The organism is Enterovibrio litoreus (assembly GCF_045679545.1).
Lineage (GTDB): Bacteria > Pseudomonadota > Gammaproteobacteria > Enterobacterales > Vibrionaceae > Enterovibrio.
Window position 1 is genome coordinate 472,209 of record NZ_CP166194.1, and the last position, 23,060, is coordinate 495,268.

The 23,060-nt window shown below is 47.8% G+C and carries 15 protein-coding genes; 3 read left to right on the forward strand and 12 right to left on the reverse strand.

From position 1 onward, the window contains the following. Positions 1-2 precede the first annotated feature (2 nt). The 11 genes from AB8599_RS02135 to hemL all read right to left on the reverse strand — a co-directional run bounded on the left by AB8599_RS02135 (position 3) and on the right by hemL (position 16,683). Complete coding sequence (locus AB8599_RS02135) at positions 3-881, reverse strand: BadF/BadG/BcrA/BcrD ATPase family protein (protein WP_407332172.1); 879 nt, start codon at positions 879-881, stop codon at positions 3-5. Next, the gene (locus tag AB8599_RS02140) at positions 874-2,577 is read right to left on the reverse strand and encodes a glycoside hydrolase family 9 protein (RefSeq protein ID WP_407332173.1); all 1,704 of its coding nucleotides are present in this window, start codon (positions 2,575-2,577) and stop codon (positions 874-876) included. Before AB8599_RS02140 ends, AB8599_RS02135 begins: the two co-directional genes overlap by 8 nt. A gap of 28 nt (positions 2,578-2,605) precedes the next feature. Then, a complete protein-coding gene (locus tag AB8599_RS02145) occupies positions 2,606-3,595 on the reverse strand; it encodes an ABC transporter ATP-binding protein (RefSeq protein ID WP_407332174.1) in 990 nt (329 codons plus the stop codon). Between the two features lie 30 nt (positions 3,596-3,625). Next, positions 3,626-4,591 (reverse strand): ABC transporter ATP-binding protein, encoded by a 966-nt coding sequence (locus tag AB8599_RS02150; RefSeq protein WP_407332175.1) that lies wholly within the window; start codon positions 4,589-4,591, stop codon positions 3,626-3,628. Beyond that, the gene (locus tag AB8599_RS02155) at positions 4,591-5,619 is read right to left on the reverse strand and encodes an ABC transporter permease (RefSeq protein ID WP_407332176.1); all 1,029 of its coding nucleotides are present in this window, start codon (positions 5,617-5,619) and stop codon (positions 4,591-4,593) included. Before AB8599_RS02155 ends, AB8599_RS02150 begins: the two co-directional genes overlap by 1 nt. A 2-nt stretch (positions 5,620-5,621) precedes the next feature. Then, positions 5,622-6,608: an ABC transporter permease gene (locus AB8599_RS02160; RefSeq protein WP_407332177.1), complete on the reverse strand. Its 987-nt coding sequence runs from the start codon at positions 6,606-6,608 to the stop codon at positions 5,622-5,624. A 120-nt stretch (positions 6,609-6,728) separates the two neighbouring features. Continuing rightward, positions 6,729-8,411 (reverse strand): ABC transporter substrate-binding protein, encoded by a 1,683-nt coding sequence (locus tag AB8599_RS02165; protein ID WP_407332178.1) that lies wholly within the window; start codon positions 8,409-8,411, stop codon positions 6,729-6,731. 842 nt (positions 8,412-9,253) lie between these two features. Next, a complete protein-coding gene (locus AB8599_RS02170) occupies positions 9,254-12,631 on the reverse strand; it encodes a response regulator (RefSeq protein ID WP_407332179.1) in 3,378 nt (1,125 codons plus the stop codon). Between the two features lie 213 nt (positions 12,632-12,844). Further along, positions 12,845-13,870 carry a 16S rRNA (guanine(1207)-N(2))-methyltransferase RsmC gene (gene rsmC / locus AB8599_RS02175; RefSeq protein ID WP_407332180.1) on the reverse strand — a complete coding sequence of 342 codons (1,026 nt, stop codon included), beginning with the start codon at positions 13,868-13,870 and terminating at the stop codon, positions 12,845-12,847. Positions 13,871-13,955: 85 nt separating this feature from the next. Then, positions 13,956-15,041: an AI-2E family transporter gene (locus AB8599_RS02180; RefSeq protein WP_407332181.1), complete on the reverse strand. Its 1,086-nt coding sequence runs from the start codon at positions 15,039-15,041 to the stop codon at positions 13,956-13,958. Between the two features lie 352 nt (positions 15,042-15,393). After that, entirely contained in the window at positions 15,394-16,683 is a 1,290-nt protein-coding gene (gene hemL / locus AB8599_RS02185; protein ID WP_407332182.1) for a glutamate-1-semialdehyde 2,1-aminomutase, read from the reverse strand. A 217-nt stretch (positions 16,684-16,900) separates the two neighbouring features. On the opposite strand from hemL, the gene erpA reads away from it, so the two are divergent. From erpA to AB8599_RS02200, 3 genes are all read left to right on the forward strand, one after another. Then, on the forward strand, positions 16,901-17,242 hold the full coding sequence (erpA, locus tag AB8599_RS02190; protein WP_407332183.1) for an iron-sulfur cluster insertion protein ErpA: 342 nt from the start codon (positions 16,901-16,903) through the stop codon (positions 17,240-17,242). A 124-nt stretch (positions 17,243-17,366) separates the two neighbouring features. Beyond that, positions 17,367-18,458, forward strand: coding sequence for an efflux RND transporter periplasmic adaptor subunit (locus AB8599_RS02195; RefSeq protein ID WP_407332184.1), 1,092 nt, complete (start codon positions 17,367-17,369; stop codon positions 18,456-18,458). 12 nt (positions 18,459-18,470) lie between these two features. After that, on the forward strand, positions 18,471-21,656 hold the full coding sequence (locus tag AB8599_RS02200; RefSeq protein ID WP_407332185.1) for an efflux RND transporter permease subunit: 3,186 nt from the start codon (positions 18,471-18,473) through the stop codon (positions 21,654-21,656). A 72-nt stretch (positions 21,657-21,728) separates the two neighbouring features. Here the strand turns inward: AB8599_RS02200 and AB8599_RS02205 are convergent, their stop codons facing one another. Beyond that, positions 21,729-23,048, reverse strand: a complete 1,320-nt coding sequence (locus AB8599_RS02205; RefSeq protein ID WP_407333159.1) for a peptidoglycan DD-metalloendopeptidase family protein — start codon at positions 23,046-23,048, stop codon at positions 21,729-21,731. Positions 23,049-23,060: the final 12 nt, after the last annotated feature.

Genomic DNA, 23,060 nt, shown 5'->3' on the forward strand with positions numbered 1-23,060 from the left:
GCTTACCTCGGAAACGGATAAAGGTTGTGATCGCCGTGTGCCATTAAGATGGCGCCGGCCATGGCATCCGCCTTGGGTTGAACTAGCAAAGCTTGTGCAGCAGGCGATAACCAAGAAACAATGCGTTCACCAATGCTGCCCATTAGCGCGATCTGTGTGGCACCTTTTCGGTTTAAACCGAGTATTAAGCGCTCGACATCGTCGGCAGAGCCTTGCAGTAACTCCATGGCAAGTTCATCTCGTTGCACTGCTAACTCAAAGACTTTTGGGCTGAACTGCCCATAATCACGAGGCTTGGCAGTTTTTGACCAGCTAACGATGGCATCGAGATTGTGATCAAAGTGCGCAAGTACATATTCCGATAGGGCAGTGGTGGTACGTAAATCATCATGCGCTAACAAGGTTTGTTGAATCAGACGTAAGCCCATGACTGCACCGCCGCCTTGATCTGAGATAGGAAACTCTCGGCCACCGACAACGTGTTGGTTACCATTTTCTAGGTAAATGCCAACAGATCCTGTTCCCGCAATGACAATGGCACCATTTTCGCCGTTGAAGGCGCCCATACAAGCACCATAACCATCGGTATTTAGGGTCACGTGCTGATAAGGATGCGGCAGCGCCATAAAGGCTAGCCATGCATCCTTTTGTTCGGCGGCAGCAAGCGCCATGCCGACCGAAAGGTTAGAAAGATCGCTGATTCCGGCCTGTTCTGCAGCTTTAGAAATGGCTTGCTGAATGTTCTCCATGGCAAGCTCAACACCCAAGAGTATGTTGGCTGAACCTGTTGTCGCTTCACCAAGGATCTGGCCGCTTTTATCAACAATACGGGCGCGACAAGATGTCCCGCCACCATCGACACCACAGAAATATTTACGCATGGGCTACATCCTTCTTCTGCATGGCAATCGCAAGAAGATACCAAGCAGCATGAGGGATCCATTGCTCACCCCAGCGCCAGTTTTGCAGCATGTCATCTTTCTGGCCTTGAGGGTTGAAGGCAATATCTCGCTCATTATCAAAGCCCGCAGTGATGCCATTGCAAATTCCACCTTTGGCATTGATGAAGCCAAATTGAGGCAAGTAGTCAGGGTTATTGCGGCCATGACCGTCCAGCATGCACATGTCGTAAGGGTTGAGACCCACAATCCAGTTCAAAGCATGTTGACCGTATTGGCGTAGCTGCTTTTTCAGTTCAGAGTCAGATACGTAATTCGTCGCCATGTATGCCATGGCAGCTAATGAACCCAGTCGTGCATTCTCCCCTTGCCACCAATAGCCGGTTTCATTGCGTTGCGCGATGAAAAAGCTGGTGCGCTTCTCTGCATCAAGATTCCTGATGTATTGACGTGGGTAGCCAAACGGATTGTTGACCTCATTGGTAATATTCAATTCAAAATTGAGGGTGTTTACCAAGGTCATTTCAAATTTTTCTTTTCGCGCAGAGTCTGTTTCGATGGCGAGATATTGCATCAGTGCAATCGCAGGCAGCCCGGCTTCGGCAGCGTGGAAATAAGGACGAGATCCATCGCCGTTAGCTGACCAAAAATGTGAAACAAGGTCGTCACTTTGCTGTTGCTCTGCCAATCGAGAGGCCCAGTAGTATGCTTCTTCCAGATATGACGGACTGGCAGTCAATTTAAACAGTTCAGTTGTCGCCAACAATGCGCAGTAGAAATCGATGGTATTTTCACAGCCATCATCTAGGTAAGCCGCATTGTTTTCTTTTAGGTGCCAGTAACCGGTTTCAGCAACGTTCTGATATGTCGCGATGTCGTAGTCACCGTTTACACCTAAACGCGCCGCGGTCGCCAGTGCAGCAATCGCTACACCTGCGCCTTGACGAAAACCTGCTTGATAATCTTGTGTTTTTTTACCCAGCTGTGTTTCGTATGCACAAACTTCACGCTGTGCTGGGTCTTTGCTCCATTTGTCGAACACTGTCAGATAAAAATATCCGTCGGCGTCGTGCATGCGAACGAGAAAATCTGCGCCGAATAAGGCTTCGTCATGCAATCGTGTTTGAGAAAATGGGGCTAATTCAGAATTCAGTGTTTCAAGTGCATGCAACATATTCCAAACAACCATTGGAATTTGCTGTGGGTTTAAATAATTAGCATAAGATAGGTGGCTGAAGTATTTACTCACGTCACCTGACGCATCATACCAACCGCCACGAACATCAAGACGACGGTCTGAACCTAACAAAGGTGCAGTGCGATCGTGTTGATCAAAAGTGCCTGTACAACGCTGGGATTTGAAGTAGTGGATCACATCAGAAAAAGTGCGATCAAATAGAATGCCGTCAGCGATCGAAAAAGCAGGAGACATGATGTCTCCCACTTTTATGCAAAACTCACCGCTTTGATCCAGAGCGGTGAAGTCCAGCCGATAAACGTCGCCGGTATGCCATTGGTCTACAGAACCACAAGCACCAACAGGCAGCTGCATCACGGATTGACCAGTCTGACAATCCACAATATCGGCATGCGATGCAGACATAGTGTGCTTCGCAAGAATAAGCGCCGTTTTATTGCCTAAGCGCTCGTATCCGATATGGTTGGTCAACAGCTGCATTTTACCTCCTAAAACTCGTGCTCGAAGATTATTCGAACAGGTAGCAGCGAACGAAGTGGTTATCAGCCAGCTTGGTTACGCTTGGCAGTTTCTCACGACACTTGTCTGTCGCGTGTAGGCATCGACCTGCAAATGGGCAGCCCACTGAATCTGGCGTCCAAAGTGGGATTTCGCCTTTGTTTCCTTCCAGTTGCTGGTGGATAGACTTAGACGGATCCGGAACGGCTGACACAAGAAGCTTGGTGTACGGGTGTTGTGGCTGGTGAATGATTTCTTCACAGTCACCCCATTCCACCATGTGCCCCACATACATAACCGCGAGATCTTCTGCGATGTAGCGTGCAGTTGCGATATCGTGAGTGATGTAAAGCAGCGCCATCTCTTTCTCAAACTTCATTTCTTCCATCAGGTTCAAAACACCTGCGCGGATAGAAACGTCGAGCATTGAGGTAGGTTCGTCTGCTAAGACCACTTCAGCACCTACAGCGAGATTACGTGCCAGGTTGACACGTTGACGCTGACCACCAGAAAGCTGGTGAGGGTACTTCTGTGCTGTTTCTTTTGGTGGCGTTAATCCAACCTGATTCAGCAGGTCATACACTTGTTCTTCCAGCTCTTTCGGGTTGCTGCTTGCCTTTTTGTGGATTCGCAGTGGGCGTTCGATATGGTGAAAAATGTTATGCGTTGGGTTCAAAGAACCAAACGGGTCTTGCCATACCATCTGAATGCCTTCGCGATAGGTCATCAAATCGCGGCTTTTGGTTATGGTGCTAATGTCGCGGCCTTTGTATTCGATACTTCCAGACGTCGGCGCATACATCTTTGCAATCATTTTGGCGGTGGTCGATTTACCTGAACCGGATTCACCAACCACAGATAGACCGCGGCTTTTATATAGTTTGAATGACACATCATTCAGTGCGCGCATCAAAGGCTTATTCAGCGCGTTGCTGCTAATAGGGAAGTCCTTTACCAGGTTTTTCCCTTCAACAATTGGTTGGCCTAATTCTTTAGTCATGCTCACTCCTACAAGTCGCAAATAGCCGAATTACTTACCTGTAAACAGGTGGCAGTTGGTGGAACGGGTCGCCTCGATCTGAGTCAAGGTGTTTGCCACGTTGAAACACTTGTCCGTCGCTTTGTTACAGCGCGCTTGGAAGCGACAACCTTGTGGTATTTCGAGCAAGTTCAGTGGGTTGCCCGGAATACCTTTCAAGTGTGTTTTTGGACCGGTAAGTGCAGGGAAAGAGCTAGCCAAACCTTCGGTGTATGGATGGTATGGCGTTTTCAGGATTTCTTTTGACGGAGCAACTTCAATTAACTGACCCGCATACATAATGCCGATGCGGTCTGTGAACTCGACCATCAGGGATAGGTCATGAGTAATGAACAGAATTGAGAAACCAAACTCTTCTTTGAGCGCGTGGATCTTTTGAAGGATCTCTCGTTGTACCACCACGTCGAGTGCGGTTGTTGGCTCATCCATGATGATCATTTTTGGATTCAGAGCCAACGCAATCGCGATAACTAAACGCTGACGCATACCGCCAGAGAATTGGTGCGGGTAATCGCTTAAACGGCTTGGGTGGATATCAACGATTTCCAACAGACCTTCAGCACGATTTTTTGCCTGAGCGCGAGTCATGTTTGTGTGGCGCATGATGACGTCACAGAACTGCTCTTCCATTGTTAATACGGGGTTCAAGGCATTCATTGCTGACTGGAATACCATTGACACCTCTTTCCAGCGGAAGCTGCTCATGCGCTCGTCGCTGTACTTCATGATGTCGTTACCGTTAAACAACACTTGGCCGCCGCTGATATAGGCTGGTGGCTTATGGAGACGCATTAGCGAGAATGCGACGGTTGATTTACCGCAACCAGACTCTCCAGCCAGACCAAATACTTCGCCCTTACCAATATCGAAACTTACATCGTTTACCGCGCGGACATCGCCCGCATCGGTAATATAGTCAACACAAAGGTTGCGGATTGATAGTTGTGCTTCAGTCATTATTTTTCTCCGCTCAATACTGCAGTTTGTGGAACAACGTCAGCCTGTTCGCGGGCTTTCTTTTCTTCTTCTTGCACTTTCTTCCAGCGTTTCATGCCTTTTTGTGCACGTAGCTGAGGGTTGGCAATTTCATCAACGGCGAAGTTAACAAGAGCCAATGCCAATGAAAGTAGTGTCAGGGCTAAACAAGGCGCGAGAACTTCCCACCAGATGCCAAGTTGCATTGCTGATGAGGTACGAACGTTATAAAGCATGCTGCCCCAGCTGACAGTGCCCGCACTGCCCATACCGATGAACGAGAGTACAGATTCAGCTAGGATGGCGTACATCACCGAGCCGATGAAGCTAGCGCCTACCAGAGGGATCAGGTTTGGCAGAATCTCGACAAACAGGATGCGGAATTTTGATTCGCCGAGTACTTCTGCGGCTTTCACAAATTCTTTTTCACGAATAGCGAGTGTTTGGGAGCGGATTACCCTGGCGCCCCAAGCCCAGGAGGTAAATGCTATTACCAAGGCGATGGTTAGTGGGCCTGCTTGCCCCACAAATGCGGCAATAACCATGATAACGGGGAGCTGCGGAACAACCAGCATGACGTTCATGGCGCCGGACAAAACGTTATCGATTCGACCGCCAAAGTAACCAGCAGAAATACCCATAATAGTTGCGACGACACAGACGAAGATACCTGCGGTGAAACCAACCAATAGTGAAGTACGGGCACCATGTACAACTTGAGACCATATGTCGCGACCCAAACGTGTTGTACCTAGTACGTGATCGGCGTCTTTAGACATACGAAGACGTCGTGTGTTGTCAGTAAGGTTCTCTGCCACCCAGCCGTCCGGGCTTGCTTGTGCCACTTTCACAAGCACAGATGGATATTCGTGCGGGTTACCCGTACGTTTTTGCGGGTCGTACTGTGACAAGAAAGGTGCAAAAAGTGCCATCAATACGAATGTCATAATCAAGATGACACCAACGAGGGCTTTTGTGTTGCCGCGAAGAATCTTGAATAAGTCTTTCATGATTATTTGCCTCCCTTACGCAGACGTGGGTCAAGCAAAACAATAAGGATGTCAGCCAAGAAGTTAAAGAACAGCATGACAAGCGTCAGGATGATCAATAGCCCTTGAAGAACCTGGTAGTCACGTCCGTTAACGGCATTAAGCATGGTGGTGCCAAGGCCTGGATATTGGAAAATCATTTCTACAACTAACTGACCACCCACCGCCATACCGAGGGCCATGGAAAGGGCGGTAACGGTTGGAAGTAATGCGTTACGAGCTGCATAGTTGAAGACAACACGGTTTTCTGAGAGGCCTTTGCCTTTCGCCATGGTGATGTAATCTTCGCTGAGCAGGTTAATCATGTTGTTACGCATGTTGATCAGGAAGCCACCAATTTGAGCGACGGTGGCACAGATAAGAGGAAGAACAGCGTGGTAAAGAATACCTTTGTAAGTTTCCCAGCTTGTCCAGTCGAGTATTGCGCCTTCAGGCATACCGTATGACGTCGGGAACCACTTAAGACTGATACCGAATATGAACAACACCATCATGCCGATAACTACAGGGGGAACTGCTTGGAGTGCCATGAAACCCGGAGATACGAATGAATCGAATCGGCTGCCACGTCGCCATGCTGCAAAGATGCCCAGTACTGAGCCTATACAGAAAGCTAGAACGACAGAGCTACCCGCCAAAAAGAGTGTCCAACCAAGTGATTTGGCAATTAGCTCATTAACTGTCATGGGATAGAACAAGGTTGAAATACCCAGTTCCCATGTAAAGATGCTTTTTAAGTAAGTCAGGAACTGTACGTAAATTGGCCCGTCAACAAAGCCTAGTAGCTCGCGCATAGCGGCAATACGTTCTGGTGTTACTTGGACACTCGCATTAGCGAACATCATGGTAACCGGGTCGCCGGGCATGGCTCGCGGCAAAATAAAGTTTAGCGTGATTGCAATAAGCAACGCGCCAAAATAAAACATTAATCGATTAAGAAAAAATCCCATAACTCACACCTTAAGTGGCACGACGAAGCCGTGACCAGAGAATGAATGCTCTCAGGTCAAAAATACCAATTGTCTAACTTTGGAAAGAGGCGGCGCGGATGCGCCGCCAGATTTTAGAGATTAAGCTTTTGGTTTCAGGTCAAGAATGTGCAGAAGACGTTCTGGAGTGCCCTGCCAAATCATTGGACGGCCTTTCGCGTTTTCAGCATTCCACCAGCCAGTAAAGCGGCTTTCGTTGAACTGATACATTGACGCAGCAGAAAGAACAGGGATTACCACTTGATTGTCAGAAAGGATCTTTTCAATCTTGTGAGCAACTTCCATTTGCTCTGACTTGTCAGCAGTTGAGTAGAAGCTTTCAAGCAACTTATCAAGCTCTGCGCTTTGGAAACGGTGCATCGCGAAACGTGGGTTACCTTCTTTACCCATGAAACGTGAGTGGAAACCAGTATCCCAAGTCTGGTGTGGATCTGGACCAGTGAAGTAGTTCGTCAGAGCTACGTCAAAAGAACCACCAGCCATTTTCTCGTTGTACACAGAGAAGTCTGGAGTTACTGCTTTCACTTTGATGCCAGCGTCAGCCAAGTTCTCTGCTGCTAGTTGTGCGGTGTTGTTCCAGTCAGTCCAGCCAGATGGAGTTTGAACTTCAAGCTCAAAGCTCTTACCTGTTGGCGTTTCAACAAAACCATCGCCGTTGATGTCTTTAAAGCCAGCTTTTTTCAGCAGCGCTTTAGATTTTTCAACGTTGTAGGTGTTGTAAGCTTTTGCGCTGTTGAAGGTATCAGCGTCTGACCAGCTTTGATAAAGCGCTGCAATACCTGCCGCAGAATGGTTAGGCGTACCTGCACCATAAAACGCGATATCGATGATTGATTGACGGTCGATGGCAGTAGACATCGCGCGACGGAAATCAATGTTGGTCAATGCTTCGTTCTTCGCTGCTTCTGGGTGTTCAAAGTTAACTAGTAGGTTAACTGAACTACCTACTGGCGCAGGCCAGTATTTGTGGTTCTTGTTTACAGAAGCGTAAACCGCATCGATATCAGGAATGAACGAAGACGTCCAATCTAGCTCTGAAGCAACAATTTTAGACAGAAGACCGTCATTGTTGGTGATCAAAGGCATACGCAGACAGTCGATTTCTAGGTTCGCTGCATCCCAGTAGTTCGGGTTTTGACACTGAACGTAAAGGTTGCTGGTGAACGTATCAACTTCAGTGAAAGGACCAGTACCTACTGGATTTTCATTAGCAAATGCTTCTGGCTTGTCAATCTTGCTCCAGATGTGCTTAGCAACGATTGGTGTTTGAACCAGTTTGAACGGTGCTGATGAGTTAGCTTCTTTCAACGTAATTGCTACGCTGTTGCCTTTCACTGCAACGCCAGAGATTAGAGCTGCGTTACCTGCAAGGTCAATCGCTGCATTTTCGCGGATGAGGTTGTAAGTAAATGCAACATCTTCAGCTGTGAAAGGCGTGCCGTCAGACCATTTAACACCGTCACGGATTTCAAAGGTAACCGTTTTAAGGTCATCCGAAATGGTGTAGTCCTTCGCCAAACGCATAACGGGTGAGTTACCGTCCAATTGGTTAAAGATAACCAATGGCTCGTACACGAAATCCAAAGTTGTCTTCAAGTTGTTCTGTAGGAACGGGTTGAAGTTACGAGTAAGTTGTGGGTAGAAGTCAGGTACTACAGTCAGTTCCGTTCTGTCAGCAGCGCTAACAGTTGGTACTGTTAGTACAGATGCTGCGGCCGCGACGATGGCAACTGCTAGATGTTTTTTCTTTAGATTGGCAAGCATAGCTGTTCCTTACTAGTTGCTTTTTGTTTCACTTCAATCTGACCTTTTTTGCTCTGGTCAGGCCGTTACCTACTATGAATAACCGAACAAGTGAACTTGGTTACTCACATGGCCATGCAGGCTCAGTGCAACGTTAGGAAACTCCGGTTCCGGTTTTGGGTCAATTGACCTGCCCGTTAAAAACGTTAAAAGGGAGGAGGGTCGCGTCAAAAACGTTAAAATTGACGATTTTAACGAGGCGGTCATCTTATTGACGCAGGTCAATTATTGCACATTGGAGATGTCGAAATGGCCATTTTGATAGTGGTCACTAACCTTCTAGGCCTTTTTATTACTGGGATTTTTGTTGTTGATATATTGTCGTGATCTTGATCTCCATTTGTTCATGCAGTTAATTTTTTGCTGAAATTTTCGCTATTCACTTTGTTGTGATTATCTTCTCAGAAACGAAAATTGCACTGTTGAGTTTTTTGTCGTGAGTGAATATTAGCCAAGTTATTGTGCGTTCTAGATTAGCTGAAAGCGATTTGCCATCCCGTGTTTATATGTGTTTCGCAGCGTGAATTAAGTTTCAGGGGAGGCTCACCGCATCAGTTCATTGCGAACTACCTTTCATTCCGCAGGTGCCGATGTAGGAATACTAGGCTAGCTCTGATGCTCCCTTGTTTGGTTGTCTTGACGACTAAAACGCGTGGCTAGATGCTAGGTATCTGTCTCTATGTATGCGATTGAGAGCGTGGCAGGAGTACTGAGTGGATAGCTTTACTATGATGTAGGATCGTGGCTCTAGAATTAGCGTTGGGCAAAAAAAAAGCCCCTTTTCAGGGGCATTAGAGAAGAATCTAGCGAGTAATAAGGGACTGCAGTTTATCTCGTAACTGCACGACTTCTTGCCTTTCTTTGCTGTCGTCACTGCAGCGTTCGAGCACAAAGTCTATGGTATTGATGACAGTCCGCCAACGGGGTGATTTAGGTACGGTTTCCACATGTAGATATTTGTCGAGTGTCCGCGTTTGAAGGGTGCTTCTGTCAAGGTAGACTCGCCATAGGCCGCTCTCTTCTGCCAAGTCGAATTTAGACTTGCTAGTTGCGTGGTTCCAGTAATTCAATGTGGAGAGCATGACTTTCACCAAGGTTTCTCGCAACACATCTTCTTTGTCTGGCTTATCGCTGGAGAACTTGTCTGCCATGCGGGTGAACTCACCACCCAGCTCACGAAGTTGTTGTAATTGGTTCTGGTCGCCGTCAAATGCATACTCGGACAACGCTTCCACCGCGCTTTCAAGCAATTGAACACGATGTGATGAGGTTTTCTCACCGGTGTTCAATAGCAGCATCATTTGTAGGCCTGATGTTTCCGGTAGAGTAATCACATCTGTATCGATATTGACAATATCACCATCGATCTTGAAGCGAAGTTGGCCGCTATAATGCCCACGACTTGATTCAGTATCAGGTAGCGCCATGGCAAGGAAGTCATCAATATTGTGTCGCTCTAGTTGCTCGGCACTCAGTTTGAAAACCGAATTGCAAGCATCATTGGCGTAGCTGATCCTTCCGTTTTCCTGTACACATAAAATGGCCTCTGACGCAGAGTCTAACAGACCCAACAGGCGGTTTTGTACTTCACGAAGCCCTGCTTCAACTTGCTCTCTGAAGTGGATTTCCTTGATCAATTGACGGTTGTTTTCTCGCTCTTGTTCGGTCAGTGAAGCATTGATGTAAGCGCGGATACGTGCGCTTAACTCGTCCTTATTGAACGGTTTGGTCAGGTAGTCATTAGCACCAGCATCAAAGCCTTTCACTTTGTCTTGTACCTGCCCTAGGGCGGACAACATGATAATAGGGAGATCGGCACGGCTATAGCGTTCACGCAGGTGAGTACACACTTCGTAGCCGCTAAGCTCAGGCATCATGACATCGAGTAGCATGAGCATGGGTTTTTCTTGGGTCACAAACTCTATCGCCTGACGACCATTTTCGACGGCTTTGACACGATAACCCTCTAGGCGGAGAAAGTTATTCAGTATCTGCAAATTAACGGGTTCGTCATCAACAATAAGGATTAATGGTCCATTAGGATTTTCTGGGAGTTGGGCGAGTTCGTTATGTTCTAACTCTATTCTTGGTACGGCAAAGTGCACGTTGTTTGCAAGGCGTGTTTTTGCTTTGTCTTCTTCGGTGGCGATAGGCAGGGTAAAGCTAAACGTGGCACCAACCATTGGCTGGCTACTGACATAAAGTTGCCCACCCATGATTTCGATAAGCTGGCGACTAATGGATAGCCCTAACCCTGCGCCTTGGCGGTATACACTAGTACCAGATTTCGCCTGAGTGAGAGGCTCAAAGATATACTCCAATTGATCCGACGGAATCCCTTGTCCTGTGTCGACAACCTGAATACGCAATTGCCCTTCGAGTACGGTGGCGGAAATGATAATTTTGCCTTCGTCGGTGTATTTAATGGCATTGCCAATCAAGTTGTACAGCACTTGTTCTAAGCGCTGTTCATCAGCGCGAACCAGTGGTAAATCGATAGGTACCTGATTAATGATCCGCACAGGCTTGCCACCCAGTAAATGGCTTGAAAGCTCAATGACTAAGCGTACTGCGTTTGCGGTATCGACTGCTTGAGGAGAAATTTCAAGGCTACCGTAGCGCATCTTGTGATAATCCAGCAGATCATCGACCAAGTTTGATAAACGCTCACCACTGTTAATGATCATTTGTAACTGATGTTTTTGACGATCAGGCAGCGGCCCTTCGGCGCCCGCCAGCATGGATTCAGCAATACCAACCATGCCGTGAAGCGGTGTACGAAGTTCATGAGATGTCGTGGCCAGAAAATCATCTTTCATACGATCTGCTTGTTGAAGCTCTTCGTTCTTTTGTTTGATGATCTGAATGTTCTGTTCAAGCTCTTTATTTTGCTCTCTGATCAGCGCCAGTTTGTCACGCACAGAGCGTTGCATACGAGCAAAACTGACGGCCAGCCGGCCAATTTCATCTTCACGATCAGTACTGCTGATTTTCTGGTCAAGATCGCCTGCAGATACTTGCTCTGCCGCCCATGTCAGTCTAAGCAAAGGAGCCGTGATGGAATTTGAGAGTAAATGAGAGGCAAGCACCACTAAGAATATGGCAATGACCATGACGACGATGAATATCTTCTCCAGTTGATAGATGCGCGCGAAAGCCTCTTCTTCTGGTAACTCAAGAATGATAGCCCATACCTTGTCATTAATGAGTACAGGGGCATATGCACCCAACACACTCTGGCTTTCTGAACCTAAAAAGCTTCCGACACCCCGATCACCAGCGAGTGCGGCTTCGATGGCAATGCCATTGACGGCACTGAGTGGCTCTCTGGTTTCTATATTTCGGGGAATTTGGTCTGAGCCCACAACAAGAGTGCTGATGTATCCCTTTTCACTTGGCGCTTTATTTAGCAAGTCAACCAGCGCAGTGTTTGGTAGTTTCATCAGAACATAGCTGTGCAAATATCCTTGCTGAGTGATAGGTGCAGCAAACCATGCCACGATTTCACCGCTTGCTTCTTGGCTAAAATCGGTAAATACAATGGGATTACTTTCTGTATCGACAATGGGTGTACTGATTTTGTTTTTGATATTGGTAAATGTCTTGCCAACAGGTGTCGTTTGCCATTTTTCTTCAAGCAAATTGGCACCAAACTTTTCATCTTTTAGCGCTGAGTAGACGACATTTCCGTCAATATCGACGAGAAGAAGATCGGAAAAGTTAGACCCTTTGAGGTGCTCTTTGTAGGCCCAATCGTAGCGTTTATGTAGCAAGCGATAGCGCTCACTACCAATAAAATTACTGTCGTTGGAACCGGTAACTAACGGGTTGTCTGGGTCATCCACGTAGCGCAGTCGAGCTACTTTGCGAGCCTCTTCTTTGGTTTTCCCTAACTGGTGGAAGGCAGCAACGAGACCATAGAATCGGCCACCGCTCGCAGTTGCAAGTTCCGAGCGAGAGAAGGTATTGACCTCGGAGTAGCGTGCATCAAAGTAGCTGATGATTTGCTCTTTTTTGTTATCTCTGAGGAACGAAAGGTGAGTTGTGCTTTGCTGTTCTAAATCGCTGCTGTGTGACTCAAGAAAGAAAATCGCCAGCAGGGTGAGGGGAGTAATACTTAGCACAAGAAAAGCCAGCATCAGCTTATGCTGAAGTCGCTTGAACTTCTGTTTTTTTTGCATGTCTCTGCCTGACAAATAGAAAATCAAAAAGACGATATGACAGCTGATTTTGTCGAAATTGACGTTTAATCAGAAAGGTTCATATCAATAAGATCTATATGCAGCCCTTATACGGACTTAATATTTGTTGGCAAGTAAGTAATCAGTGAAGTTCGTGCGAAGACGCAAAATTAACGTTTTTGACGAGGGGCGATGAGGCAGCCCCTGACAGGATTAAGCGTTTTTGACGGCGTGATAAATGGCAAATTTGTTGTTTTTTGCGGGGGTATCACAGTGCCCGAAAGCCGCTTCAATGAAAGGCGGATAGCGTAGGAAGCTATTGGCCACAATCGTGAGTTGACCTTGGCGATTGAGAAACTCTGGTGCATGCTGCAAGAAGGTTTCCGTCGCTGCATAGTGGGTTTTAAGGCCCGCGTGGAACGGAGGGTTACTGACGATGTGGTCAAACTTAGTCGAGATTTCGCTGTAAACGTCCGACGCCAGCACTGTTGCTTCTAAATGATTAAAACGTAAAGTCTCTCTCGCTGAGGCGACGGCTAATGCACTGATATCCGCCATGGTGACGTTGGCATTAGGGTAACGCAGCTTGATTGCGGCACCAATGACACCCGCACCACAACCAAAATCAAACACATCGCCTTTCAATGTAGGTAGTGTATCGAGTAAAAGCTGACTTCCTGCATCCAATTCACCGTGGCTAAATACGCCGGGTAAAGAGCGGATAGTCAGTGTTTGCTCCCCAAGCATCAGTGGGTAACTCTCAAACCAATCCTCTAAGACAAACGGCGTAGGTTCGTTAATGCACTGACCCCAGTAGAAGCCGCAACGTCTTGCTGAATCAAACTTGGTGACCTTTCCGTAAGGGGTAAACATCTTTTCGATGCTTCGAACGCCACTGCGGTTTTCACCGACGACAACGATTTCAGTGTGTTGACCGAGTGCAGCCATCAACATCGACAACAAAAACTCTGCTTCTGCTTTGGCTTTTGGCCAATATAGGAGCACCATGTCAACGTTGGGTATTGCCTGATAGGTTTCACCAAATTGAACATTGAGTGAATCGTAACGGCGCATTTGATTGGCATAAGCGAGGTTTGTCGTGAAGATGCTGACGCTTTCTGCGTGACCGATCAGCTCTGTAGCAAAGGTGTCTTCCAGTTCACCGGCAAGCAGGACATGTTTGCCTTCAAAGTATTCAAGTTGACGAGCCACTACTTGGCTTGGGGTGCTGTATGACATGGACGCCTCAGGCGGTTACAAATGAGAGCGCGGATTCTCCCACAAACCTTGGCTTGTGAAAATAACCCGCGCTATGGTCTGGCGACTAACAGTTGTCTTGTTTTTCTAGGAAATTATGAAATTCAGTTTCATACATACGAAACAGCACTAACGTGACTGCAAAAATAATTGGGCCGTAAATGAGCCCCATCAGTCCATAAACCTGCAATCCACCGATGAGCGAAAAGAAGATCAGTAGTGTATTCATGCCGGAGTTACCCTGCATCAGCAATGGCCTTAGGATATTATCGACAGAGCCAACAACAATGACGCCCCAGCCAACCAAAAATGCAGCCCATTCCCATTGGCCGACAATGAGCAGGTAACCTGCAGCCGGCAACCAGATAAGTGCCGTGCCAACCACAGGAATGAATGAGGCAAAGCCCATCATGGTTCCCCAGAATAGACCAGGAAAGCCAGATAGCCACATGGCGAAGCCTCCAACAAAACCCTGGGCGAGCGCCGTAAGAAACGACCCTAATACCGCTGACTTAGCAACCGCTTCCACTTCATCTAGCAGTGTGTCTTCTTGGCTGCGAGATAGCGGGCTAACATGGCGCAACAATTGAATGATATTTTCATGGTCACGTAGCAAGAAAAACAGCACAAACAACATCAGCAAGAAGTTGACGAACATGCCGGTAACATCCCCCAAAATTTGGGAGCTCATGCCGATCATTTCAGAGCTTAAGGCTGAAACCGTTGATGCTACGCGAGAGATGAGCTCTTGAGGATCAATGGAATCGAAGGGCAAATATTTATTCAATGCCGTCAGCCCCGATTGCACCCAAGGCATAGACAGGATCTCTTTTGCCCCGCCTGTGCTAAGCCATTCATACGAACCCGTAAAAAAGGTGATGCCTTGTCGCAGTATCGCTATCGCCACAAAGATCATCGGGATGATAATCATCACGGTTAGCAGCGTGCAAGACAACGCCGCAGAGAGGTTGGGATGGGATTTAAGGCGACGGTCAATACGACTGTGCAGGGGGAGAAAGAGTAATGACACGATGAACGCGAGCACGATTGACCCCATATACGGAGCGATAAGGGCGTAACACGCGTAAGCAGACAGTGCTAGTGCACCGATAAGCGTCCAGTGTCTTGGTTCGATCTTGAAAGATGATGCCACTAGTAGGTTCCTTATTTCGCGCCAGTCTGTCTGGTGAACAGTGTAGTGTGAAGCGTATGATACGTTGTGACAAATTAAGGAAAAAGTGCAAATTCTCAATTTGTATTTATCGAGGTACTTTTGCGAGTCAGCGACGCTTGTGAGGTGACTGTATCTGCAAAGGTGTGGGTATCCAGTGAGTGAGGAGAGGTCAGTATGGGGTGTTGTGATGGGCAATGTGAAGCCAAAAAAAGACGAAAGCTTAATCTGCCGTTTGTCTGTTTAATGGTGTTTGCCGTTTTGGTACTGATTTACTGGCAATAAAAAGCGGAGCGCTTTTGGCTCCGCTTTTTGTTCAATTAACGTATTTCTATTACTCGCTAGCGAGCTTCGCAAATGCGCGGTCGGCTGCAGCTAAGGTCGCTGCAAGCTCTTTCTCACCGTGCGCCAATGAGGTAAAGCCCGCTTCAAACGCTGATGGTGCCAGATAAACACCCTCGTCCAACATTAGGTGGAAGAAGCGTTTGAACTTTTCAATATCGCACTGCTGCACGTCGGCGAAGCAGGTGATGCTATCTTGATCGGTAAAAAAGAAGCCGAACATACCACCTACTTGGTTGGTTGCCAGCGCAATACCGTGTTTCTGTGCTGCTGTTTTGAGGCCTTCTGCCAGTCGTTTAGTCATATCAGCAAGTTGTGCTTCATTGCCTTCTTCGCGCAATGCCGACAGTGCTGCTTCACCTGCGGCCATCGCCACTGGGTTACCGGACAAGGTACCAGCTTGATAGACTGGGCCTGTTGGCGCGATGTATTCCATCACGTCACGACGACCACCGAATGCACCAACTGGCATACCGCCACCGATCACTTTGCCAAGCGTGGTCAGGTCCGGCTTAATATTGTAGTGCGCTTGTGCACCACCCAACGCGACACGGAACCCGGTCATCACTTCATCAAAAATCAACAATGCGCCAAATTCGTCACACAGTGCACGAAGACCTTCGAGAAAACCTGGTTGCGGCGGTATGCAGTTCATGTTGCCCGCTACGGGCTCAACAATAATGCTCGATATTTCATCAGGATATTGCTCGAAGGCAGCACGAACAGAGTCAAGATCGTTAAAGGTGCAAGTTAGGGTATGTTTGGCAAAATCAGCCGGAACGCCTGGTGAAGTCGGCTCGCCTAGGGTCAGGGCGCCAGATCCTGCTTTAACGAGCAAACAATCTGCATGGCCGTGATAGCAGCCTTCAAACTTGATAAATTTGTCACGACGAGTAAAGCCACGCGCCAGACGAATGGCACTCATGGTCGCTTCCGTGCCTGAGCTGACCATGCGAACCATTTCCATTGAAGGGACTAGCTGGCTTACGAGTTCAGCGAGGGTAATTTCACGGGCAGTTGGTGCACCAAAGCTCAGACCGTTTTGTGCAGCTTCAATCACAGCATCACGAATGGCTGGATGATTGTGGCCAAGGATCATCGGTCCCCAAGAGCCCACGTAATCGATGTAAGCTTTGCCATCGGCATCGTAAATGTATGCGCCATCAGCACGTTCAATGAAGATCGGGTCACCGCCAACGCCAGCGAAAGCGCGAACAGGTGAATTAACGCCACCAGGAATGGTTTTGCGTGCTTGTTGGAATAACTCGGCTGATTTGGTCATGGTTCTTTCCTAGGCCATATGATCGTTGAATTTCTATCGCTACGTATTGTACGAGATACGGTGTAGTGTGGCGAGATGGTTGATGCGTTAGCCGTCACATACATCCTAAACGTGGTGTATATTACGCGACATGTTTTCTAATCGTGACCAATACTTGAACGAATTAGTCAGGTATTAGATAATGCGTTCAATATAAAAGAAGTTATGTGAGGTCGAAATGAGCGATACCAATTTGCCGCTGCAATTTACTGACACTGCGGCGAACAAGGTAAAAACGCTGATCCAGGAAGAGGAAAACCCAAACCTGAAGCTGCGTGTCTATATTACGGGTGGCGGCTGTAGTGGTTTCCAATACGGTTTTACATTTGATGAAAACGTCAATGACGGCGACATGACCATTGAGAAGTGCGGCGTCACTTTGGTGGTTGATCCAATGAGTCTTCAGTACTTAATTGGCGGAGAAGTCGATTACACAGAAGGGTTAGAAGGTTCACGTTTCTTCATTAACAATCCAAATGCTACCACCACTTGTGGTTGTGGTGCGTCATTCAGTGTATAAACTATAAGACACTCATGGGGCTATTGATCGTGTCTAATTAAGTTGATCAGTAGTTCTAATAACGGGCCAGATGGATCAGCGCCCGTTCTCTTTTTCTGCAGTAACCACGTCAGGATGAATTGCTATGGCGAATGCAGGCGTAAAAGCGTCTTATTTATCTCAAAGACCTTGGATTATTTCCTTGGTTCTACTTCTTGCGTTGGTGTTTTGGGTGAGCAGTGGCACCAGCAATGCTACCCCCCCTTCTGAAAAAAATGCATCGCAGAGCGCACCACTCACCAAAGTCACTGTCGATACGTTTTTTGCCGAGCCTGTCACTCGCTCAATTTCACTTTATGGCCGCACAGCACCTGATAGAGATGCGACCATTTCAGCCGAAGCGGACGGGCGTGTTATCAAAGTCAGCGTGAAGAAAGGGGCGACCGTCAAGAAAGGCGACTTGCTCATATTTATCGACAAAGGTGATCGCGCTGCGCAGCTTGCGCGGTCAAAGGCATTATTGTCAGTTCGTCAAAAAGAATTCAACGCCGCAAAATCATTAAAGAAGAAAGGTTTGCAGGGCGAAGTCGCATACTCACTGGCTGAAGCCAACCTCGTTGAGGCAAACGCCAACGTAGAAAACATCGAATTGGCACTGTCGCACACAGAGGTTCGCGCGCCGTTTGATGGCATTGTCGATGATGTCATGGTTGAAGTCGGAGATTATCTCGGTGTGGGTGATCCAATGGCGACCTTGCTAGATCTTGACCCTCTGATTGTGACTGCAGACGTGTCTGAGCAACATATCAGCCAAATTGATGCCTCATTGCCTGCCCGTATATTGCTGGTCAATGGTGAGGTCAAAGAAGGGCGTTTGCGGTATCAATCTAGCATTGCCTCTCCAGCCACCAACACGTTTTCCATTGAGCTTGAAATTTCTAACCCTCAGCAGTTACTGCCTGCCGGTATCAGTGCCGAGGTGGATTTAGCGTTGGACATGCAGCGTGCCGTAAAACTGAGTCCGTCCGTGTTGGCATTGGATGAGCAGGGTAATCTTGGTGTTAAAACACTCAAGGAGAATAAAGTCGCGTTTGTCTCTGCCCGTGTAGTCAAAGCAGAGCAAAATGGCGTGTGGCTAACGGGTCTGGGTGAACAAGTGGACGTGATCACCAAAGGGCAAGGCTTCGTACGTGATGGTGATAGGGTTGATGCTATGCGTCAGTCGCAAGCACAATAAGGATATCTCCGCATGAGAACGTTGATTGACGCCTCGTTGGCACGCACCCGTACTATGGTGACCTTGCTACTTTTTTTGCTCGTAGCAGGGGTTTATACCTACCAAACTATTCCCAAAGAATCTGATCCCGATATCACTATCCCTGTCATCTATGTGTCTGTTAGTCACGAAGGCATTTCACCAGAGGATGCTGAACGACTGCTGGTTCGTCCGATAGAGCAAGAACTCCGTTCGATTGAAGGCATCAAAGAGATGACCGCCATCGCGTCAGAAGGTCATGCCTCTGTCACGCTGGAATTCAATGTGGGGGTTGATCTCGATCTGGCTATGACAGATGTGCGTGAAGCCGTTGACTTGGTTAAACCGCGCCTGCCGGATGACAGTGACGAGCCAACCGTCAATGAAGTCACGTTTGCCAATCAGCAACCTGTGTTGTCTGTTGCGCTATATGGTGACGTTTCTGAACGTGCAATTGTAAAAATTGCTCGTGAGTTGCAAGAAAAACTCGAAGGCTTTAAGCAAGTGCTCGAGGTAGATATTGCCGGTGATCGCGACGACGTGGTCGAGATAATCGTCGAGCCTCTGTTGCTCGAAAGCTATGACCTCGATCAGGCAGATATTTTCAATTTGGTGGCGCGCAGTAACCGAGTGGTTGCCGCAGGTTATGTTGATACGGGGTATGGGCGCTTCTCGGTCAAAGTGCCTTCCGTGTTTGAAACGGTACAAGATGTACTTCAGTTGCCAATTAAGATTGACGGTTCTCAAGTTGTCACAGTGGCTGATGTGGCGACAGTACGTCGTAGTTTTAAAGATCCAGAAAGCTTCGCGCGTCTGGATGGTAAGCCTGCTGTTGTACTAGATGTAAAAAAGCGCGCTGGCGAGAACATTATCGAAACGGTTGAACTTGTCAAAGCCGTTCTAGAGCAAGCTCAGTCCTCACCGCAATGGCCAGGGGCTTTGCAGGTCAAATATACCTGGGATGGATCTGAAGACGTTCGATCTATGCTGACGGATCTACAAAATAACATCCTGTCAGCGGTGCTACTGGTTGTGGTTGTGATCATCGCGATTCTCGGCGCACGCACCGCCTTCTTGGTGGGTATATCAATCCCCGGTTCGTTTCTTACAGGATTGGTCGTTCTTGCATTGAGTGGGCTCACGATCAACATCGTGGTGCTTTTTGCACTGATTATGGCAGTAGGTTTGCTAGTCGATGGTGCAATTGTTGTCACTGAATATGCCGATAGGCGTATGCGAGAGGGAATTGCTCGAAAACAAGCATATCGTGAAGCAGCACACCGCATGGCGTGGCCAATCATTGCATCAACGGCGACGACCTTGGCCGCGTTTGCGCCATTGCTATTTTGGCCAGGGATCACTGGCGAATTCATGAAATTCATGCCATTGACCTTGATTGCCACCTTGTCGGCGTCTCTCGTGATGGCCTTACTGTTTGTTCCCGTGCTCGGCAGCTTGGTTGGAAAACCTTTGCCTCTTAGCACCTCTCAGCAAGCTAGAATGCAAGCGCTTGAGAATGGCGATTTCACGCAAGCACGCGGGATCACGCGCGCCTATATCTCCACCCTGTCAGTCGCGATTAAACATCCGATCAAGATTCTGTGTGCGGCGTTTGTTGTCGCCTTTTTGGTTGGCTTTGCCTATAACAAGTCAGGATTAGGCACCGAATTCTTCCCGGATGTTGATCCTGCATTCTTTAATATTAAAGTGCGTTCATACGGCGATTTATCTATCCACGAACAAGATGCATTGATGAGAGAAGTCGAGCAACGCGTATTGGGTATGGATGAAATTGCCAGTGTATACACCCGCACTGGTGGCGGGGATGAGATTGGCATCATTCAGATGAAGCCAATTGAATGGCAAAACCGCCGTAAGGTAAAAGAAATCATTGAAGAGCTTCGGACTAAAACCGCAGATCTTTCCGGGCTAGAACTCGAGTTCAAAAAGCCTGACGCAGGGCCACCGAGCGAGCATGACCTCTCGATTGAAGTGACAGGCGGCAATAGTGCTGATATTGAAACCACGGCTAAGCAACTTCGAGATCTGTTGGCGCAAAACGTCGCCTTCACCAATTTTAGTGACACGTTAACAAAGCCTGGTATTGAATGGTCGATTGACATTAATCGTACCGACGCGGCACGTTTTGGTGCGGATGCGACTGTGGTTGGTAACACGGTTCAGTTTGTGACGAATGGCCTCAAAATTGGTGATTATCTGCCTGATGACACTAATGAAGAAGTCGATATTCTTGTGCGTTATCCAGAAGATAAACGTGATATTGGACGCTTTGACGAGTTACGGGTAAAAACGGCCTATGGGCTGGTGCCAATCACTAACTTCGCCAAAATCACACCGGAGCAAAAACAGGGCAACATTGACCGCGTTGATGGTAAACAGGTTATCAAGGTCATGGCCGATATGGCGGAAGGTTACAACCTCAGCTTGGAGCTTCCTGGTCTCAATGAACAAATTGAAGCTATGGTGCTACCTGATGGGGTGAATATTTCGCTGCGTGGTCAAAATGAAGAGCAAAACGAAAGTCAGGCCTTCTTGATGATGGCATTTCTCGCTGCGCTTGGCGCGATGGCAATCATCCTTATCACGCAGTTCAATAGTTTCTATCAGGCATTTTTGATTTTAAGTGCCGTGCTGTTCTCAACCGTGGGTGTTTTCCTTGGGTTGCTCATTTTTCAGCGACCTTTCGGCATTATCATGTCAGGGGTTGGTGTGATCACCTTGGCGGGAATTGTGGTGAACAACAATATCGTGTTGATTGACACATATAACGTCCTTCGTCGCAAAGGGTTGGCCAAAATCGATGCTATTTTACAAACTGGGGCTCAACGCCTGCGCCCTGTGTTGCTGACCACGGTAACTACCATTTTAGGCCTTATGCCGATGGTTTTAGAAATGAACGTTGATCTGGTTAACCGCGGTGTTGAATTTGGTGCGCCGAGCACGCAGTGGTGGTCTCAATTGGCAACCGCGGTGGCTGGTGGTCTTGCTTTCTCAACCGTACTGACATTGGTCCTGACGCCTTGTTTGCTTATGCTGGCGAGAGAGCCTAAAGTCTCACCAGATGCGTTTAGCTTTTCCCCTCAAGCCGTTGATGTGCAGCAAGAGGAGGGAAAATCCCCCCTCCCAAAGCCGCAACGTGATGTCGAGCCTCAACATTGAGGTTCTAAAATGAAACAGTAGAACGAAAAAAAGCAGCGCTAAGGCGCTGCTTTTTTGTTTATCATGAGGCACTTAGGAGTCGTTTCGCTCTAGCGTGCCAATGGAGGCAAGCAATTGACTGAATTTATTTAACTGAGCCAATCGGTCTTGAGCCAGAGAAATAAACGCGGTTTTTTCTTTTCCAGATAACGATTGTGCCTGCGGCAGTTTGACGGTACGCGGGTTTTTATGTACCCCATTCACCAAAAACTCATAATGTAAATGTGGGCCGGTCACGCGTCCAGTTCCACCCAAGGTACCAATAGTTTGGCCTTGTTTCACGCGCTGCCCCGTTTTTACCGAACGTTTGGTGAGGTGGAGATACTTGGTGATGTAGGTAGACGTGTGTCGGATGAATACATAATGACCGTTAAACTTATTATATGCTGATTTCATCACTACGCCGTCGCCCGCTGCCCAGATTGGTGTGCCTACCGGCGCAACATAATCTGTGCCTCGGTGGGATTTCACTTTTCCTGTTACAGGGTGCAATCGACGAGGGTTGAAGTTAGAGCTGACATAACGAAAGTTCACGGGGGAGCGCAAGAAAGCCTTGCGCATGGCTCGGCCTTGTTCGTCATAGTATTTGCCTGACTTAGCGCGAACCGCAGTAAATGTCTCACCTTGGTTGGTAAAGGTCGCGGCCAAAATATTACCCCGCCCGATCATTTCACCTTCCACCAACTGCTCTTCGTATAGCACGGAAAAATGATCGCCTTGGCGAATATCTAACGCAAAGTCGATATCCCAGCCGAAAAGCCCTGCAAGTTCCATGATCTGATTGGCGCTTAAACCGCCACTGATCCCCGCATTCCAAAAACTGGACGTGATGGTGGCAGACGCGTAATTAATCTGGGTATCAATTTCTTTCTCTTCAACCTTTGAAGCGAAGTCATTACCGATACGATTCACGATCAATGTTTCATTGGCATTCTTGGGCTGTACGAGTTGAGTAAACAGGCCGTTTTCATCAAAGCCTAAATGGATTTCATCGCCAACCTTAAGGGAGGCGAGGGATTTCGTGCCCTTGTCACTGTTAATAAGTCGATAAAGGGTGGTAGGGCTAATACCGACGCGATCAAAAATCACCGCTAGGCTGTCACCCGCCTGAACTTTGAACTTATGCCACTCTAAAGGCGCAAATGACAGGTTGGGTTGCGTTTCACCTTCCGGCGGCAATAAAGACGTTGTTTCAAGGGGAACCGGATACAGTTTTCCGACTTCAAACTTAGCATCAGGGTGTTGAGCCGGCGATTCAGTAGGAATTGCAACTAGCAGCACAACACATGCACTGAGAGCCATGATCAACACTTGGTGAAGCCGAGGTAGCGCAGCAATTTTATTAACAGGCATTAAGAAACAGTC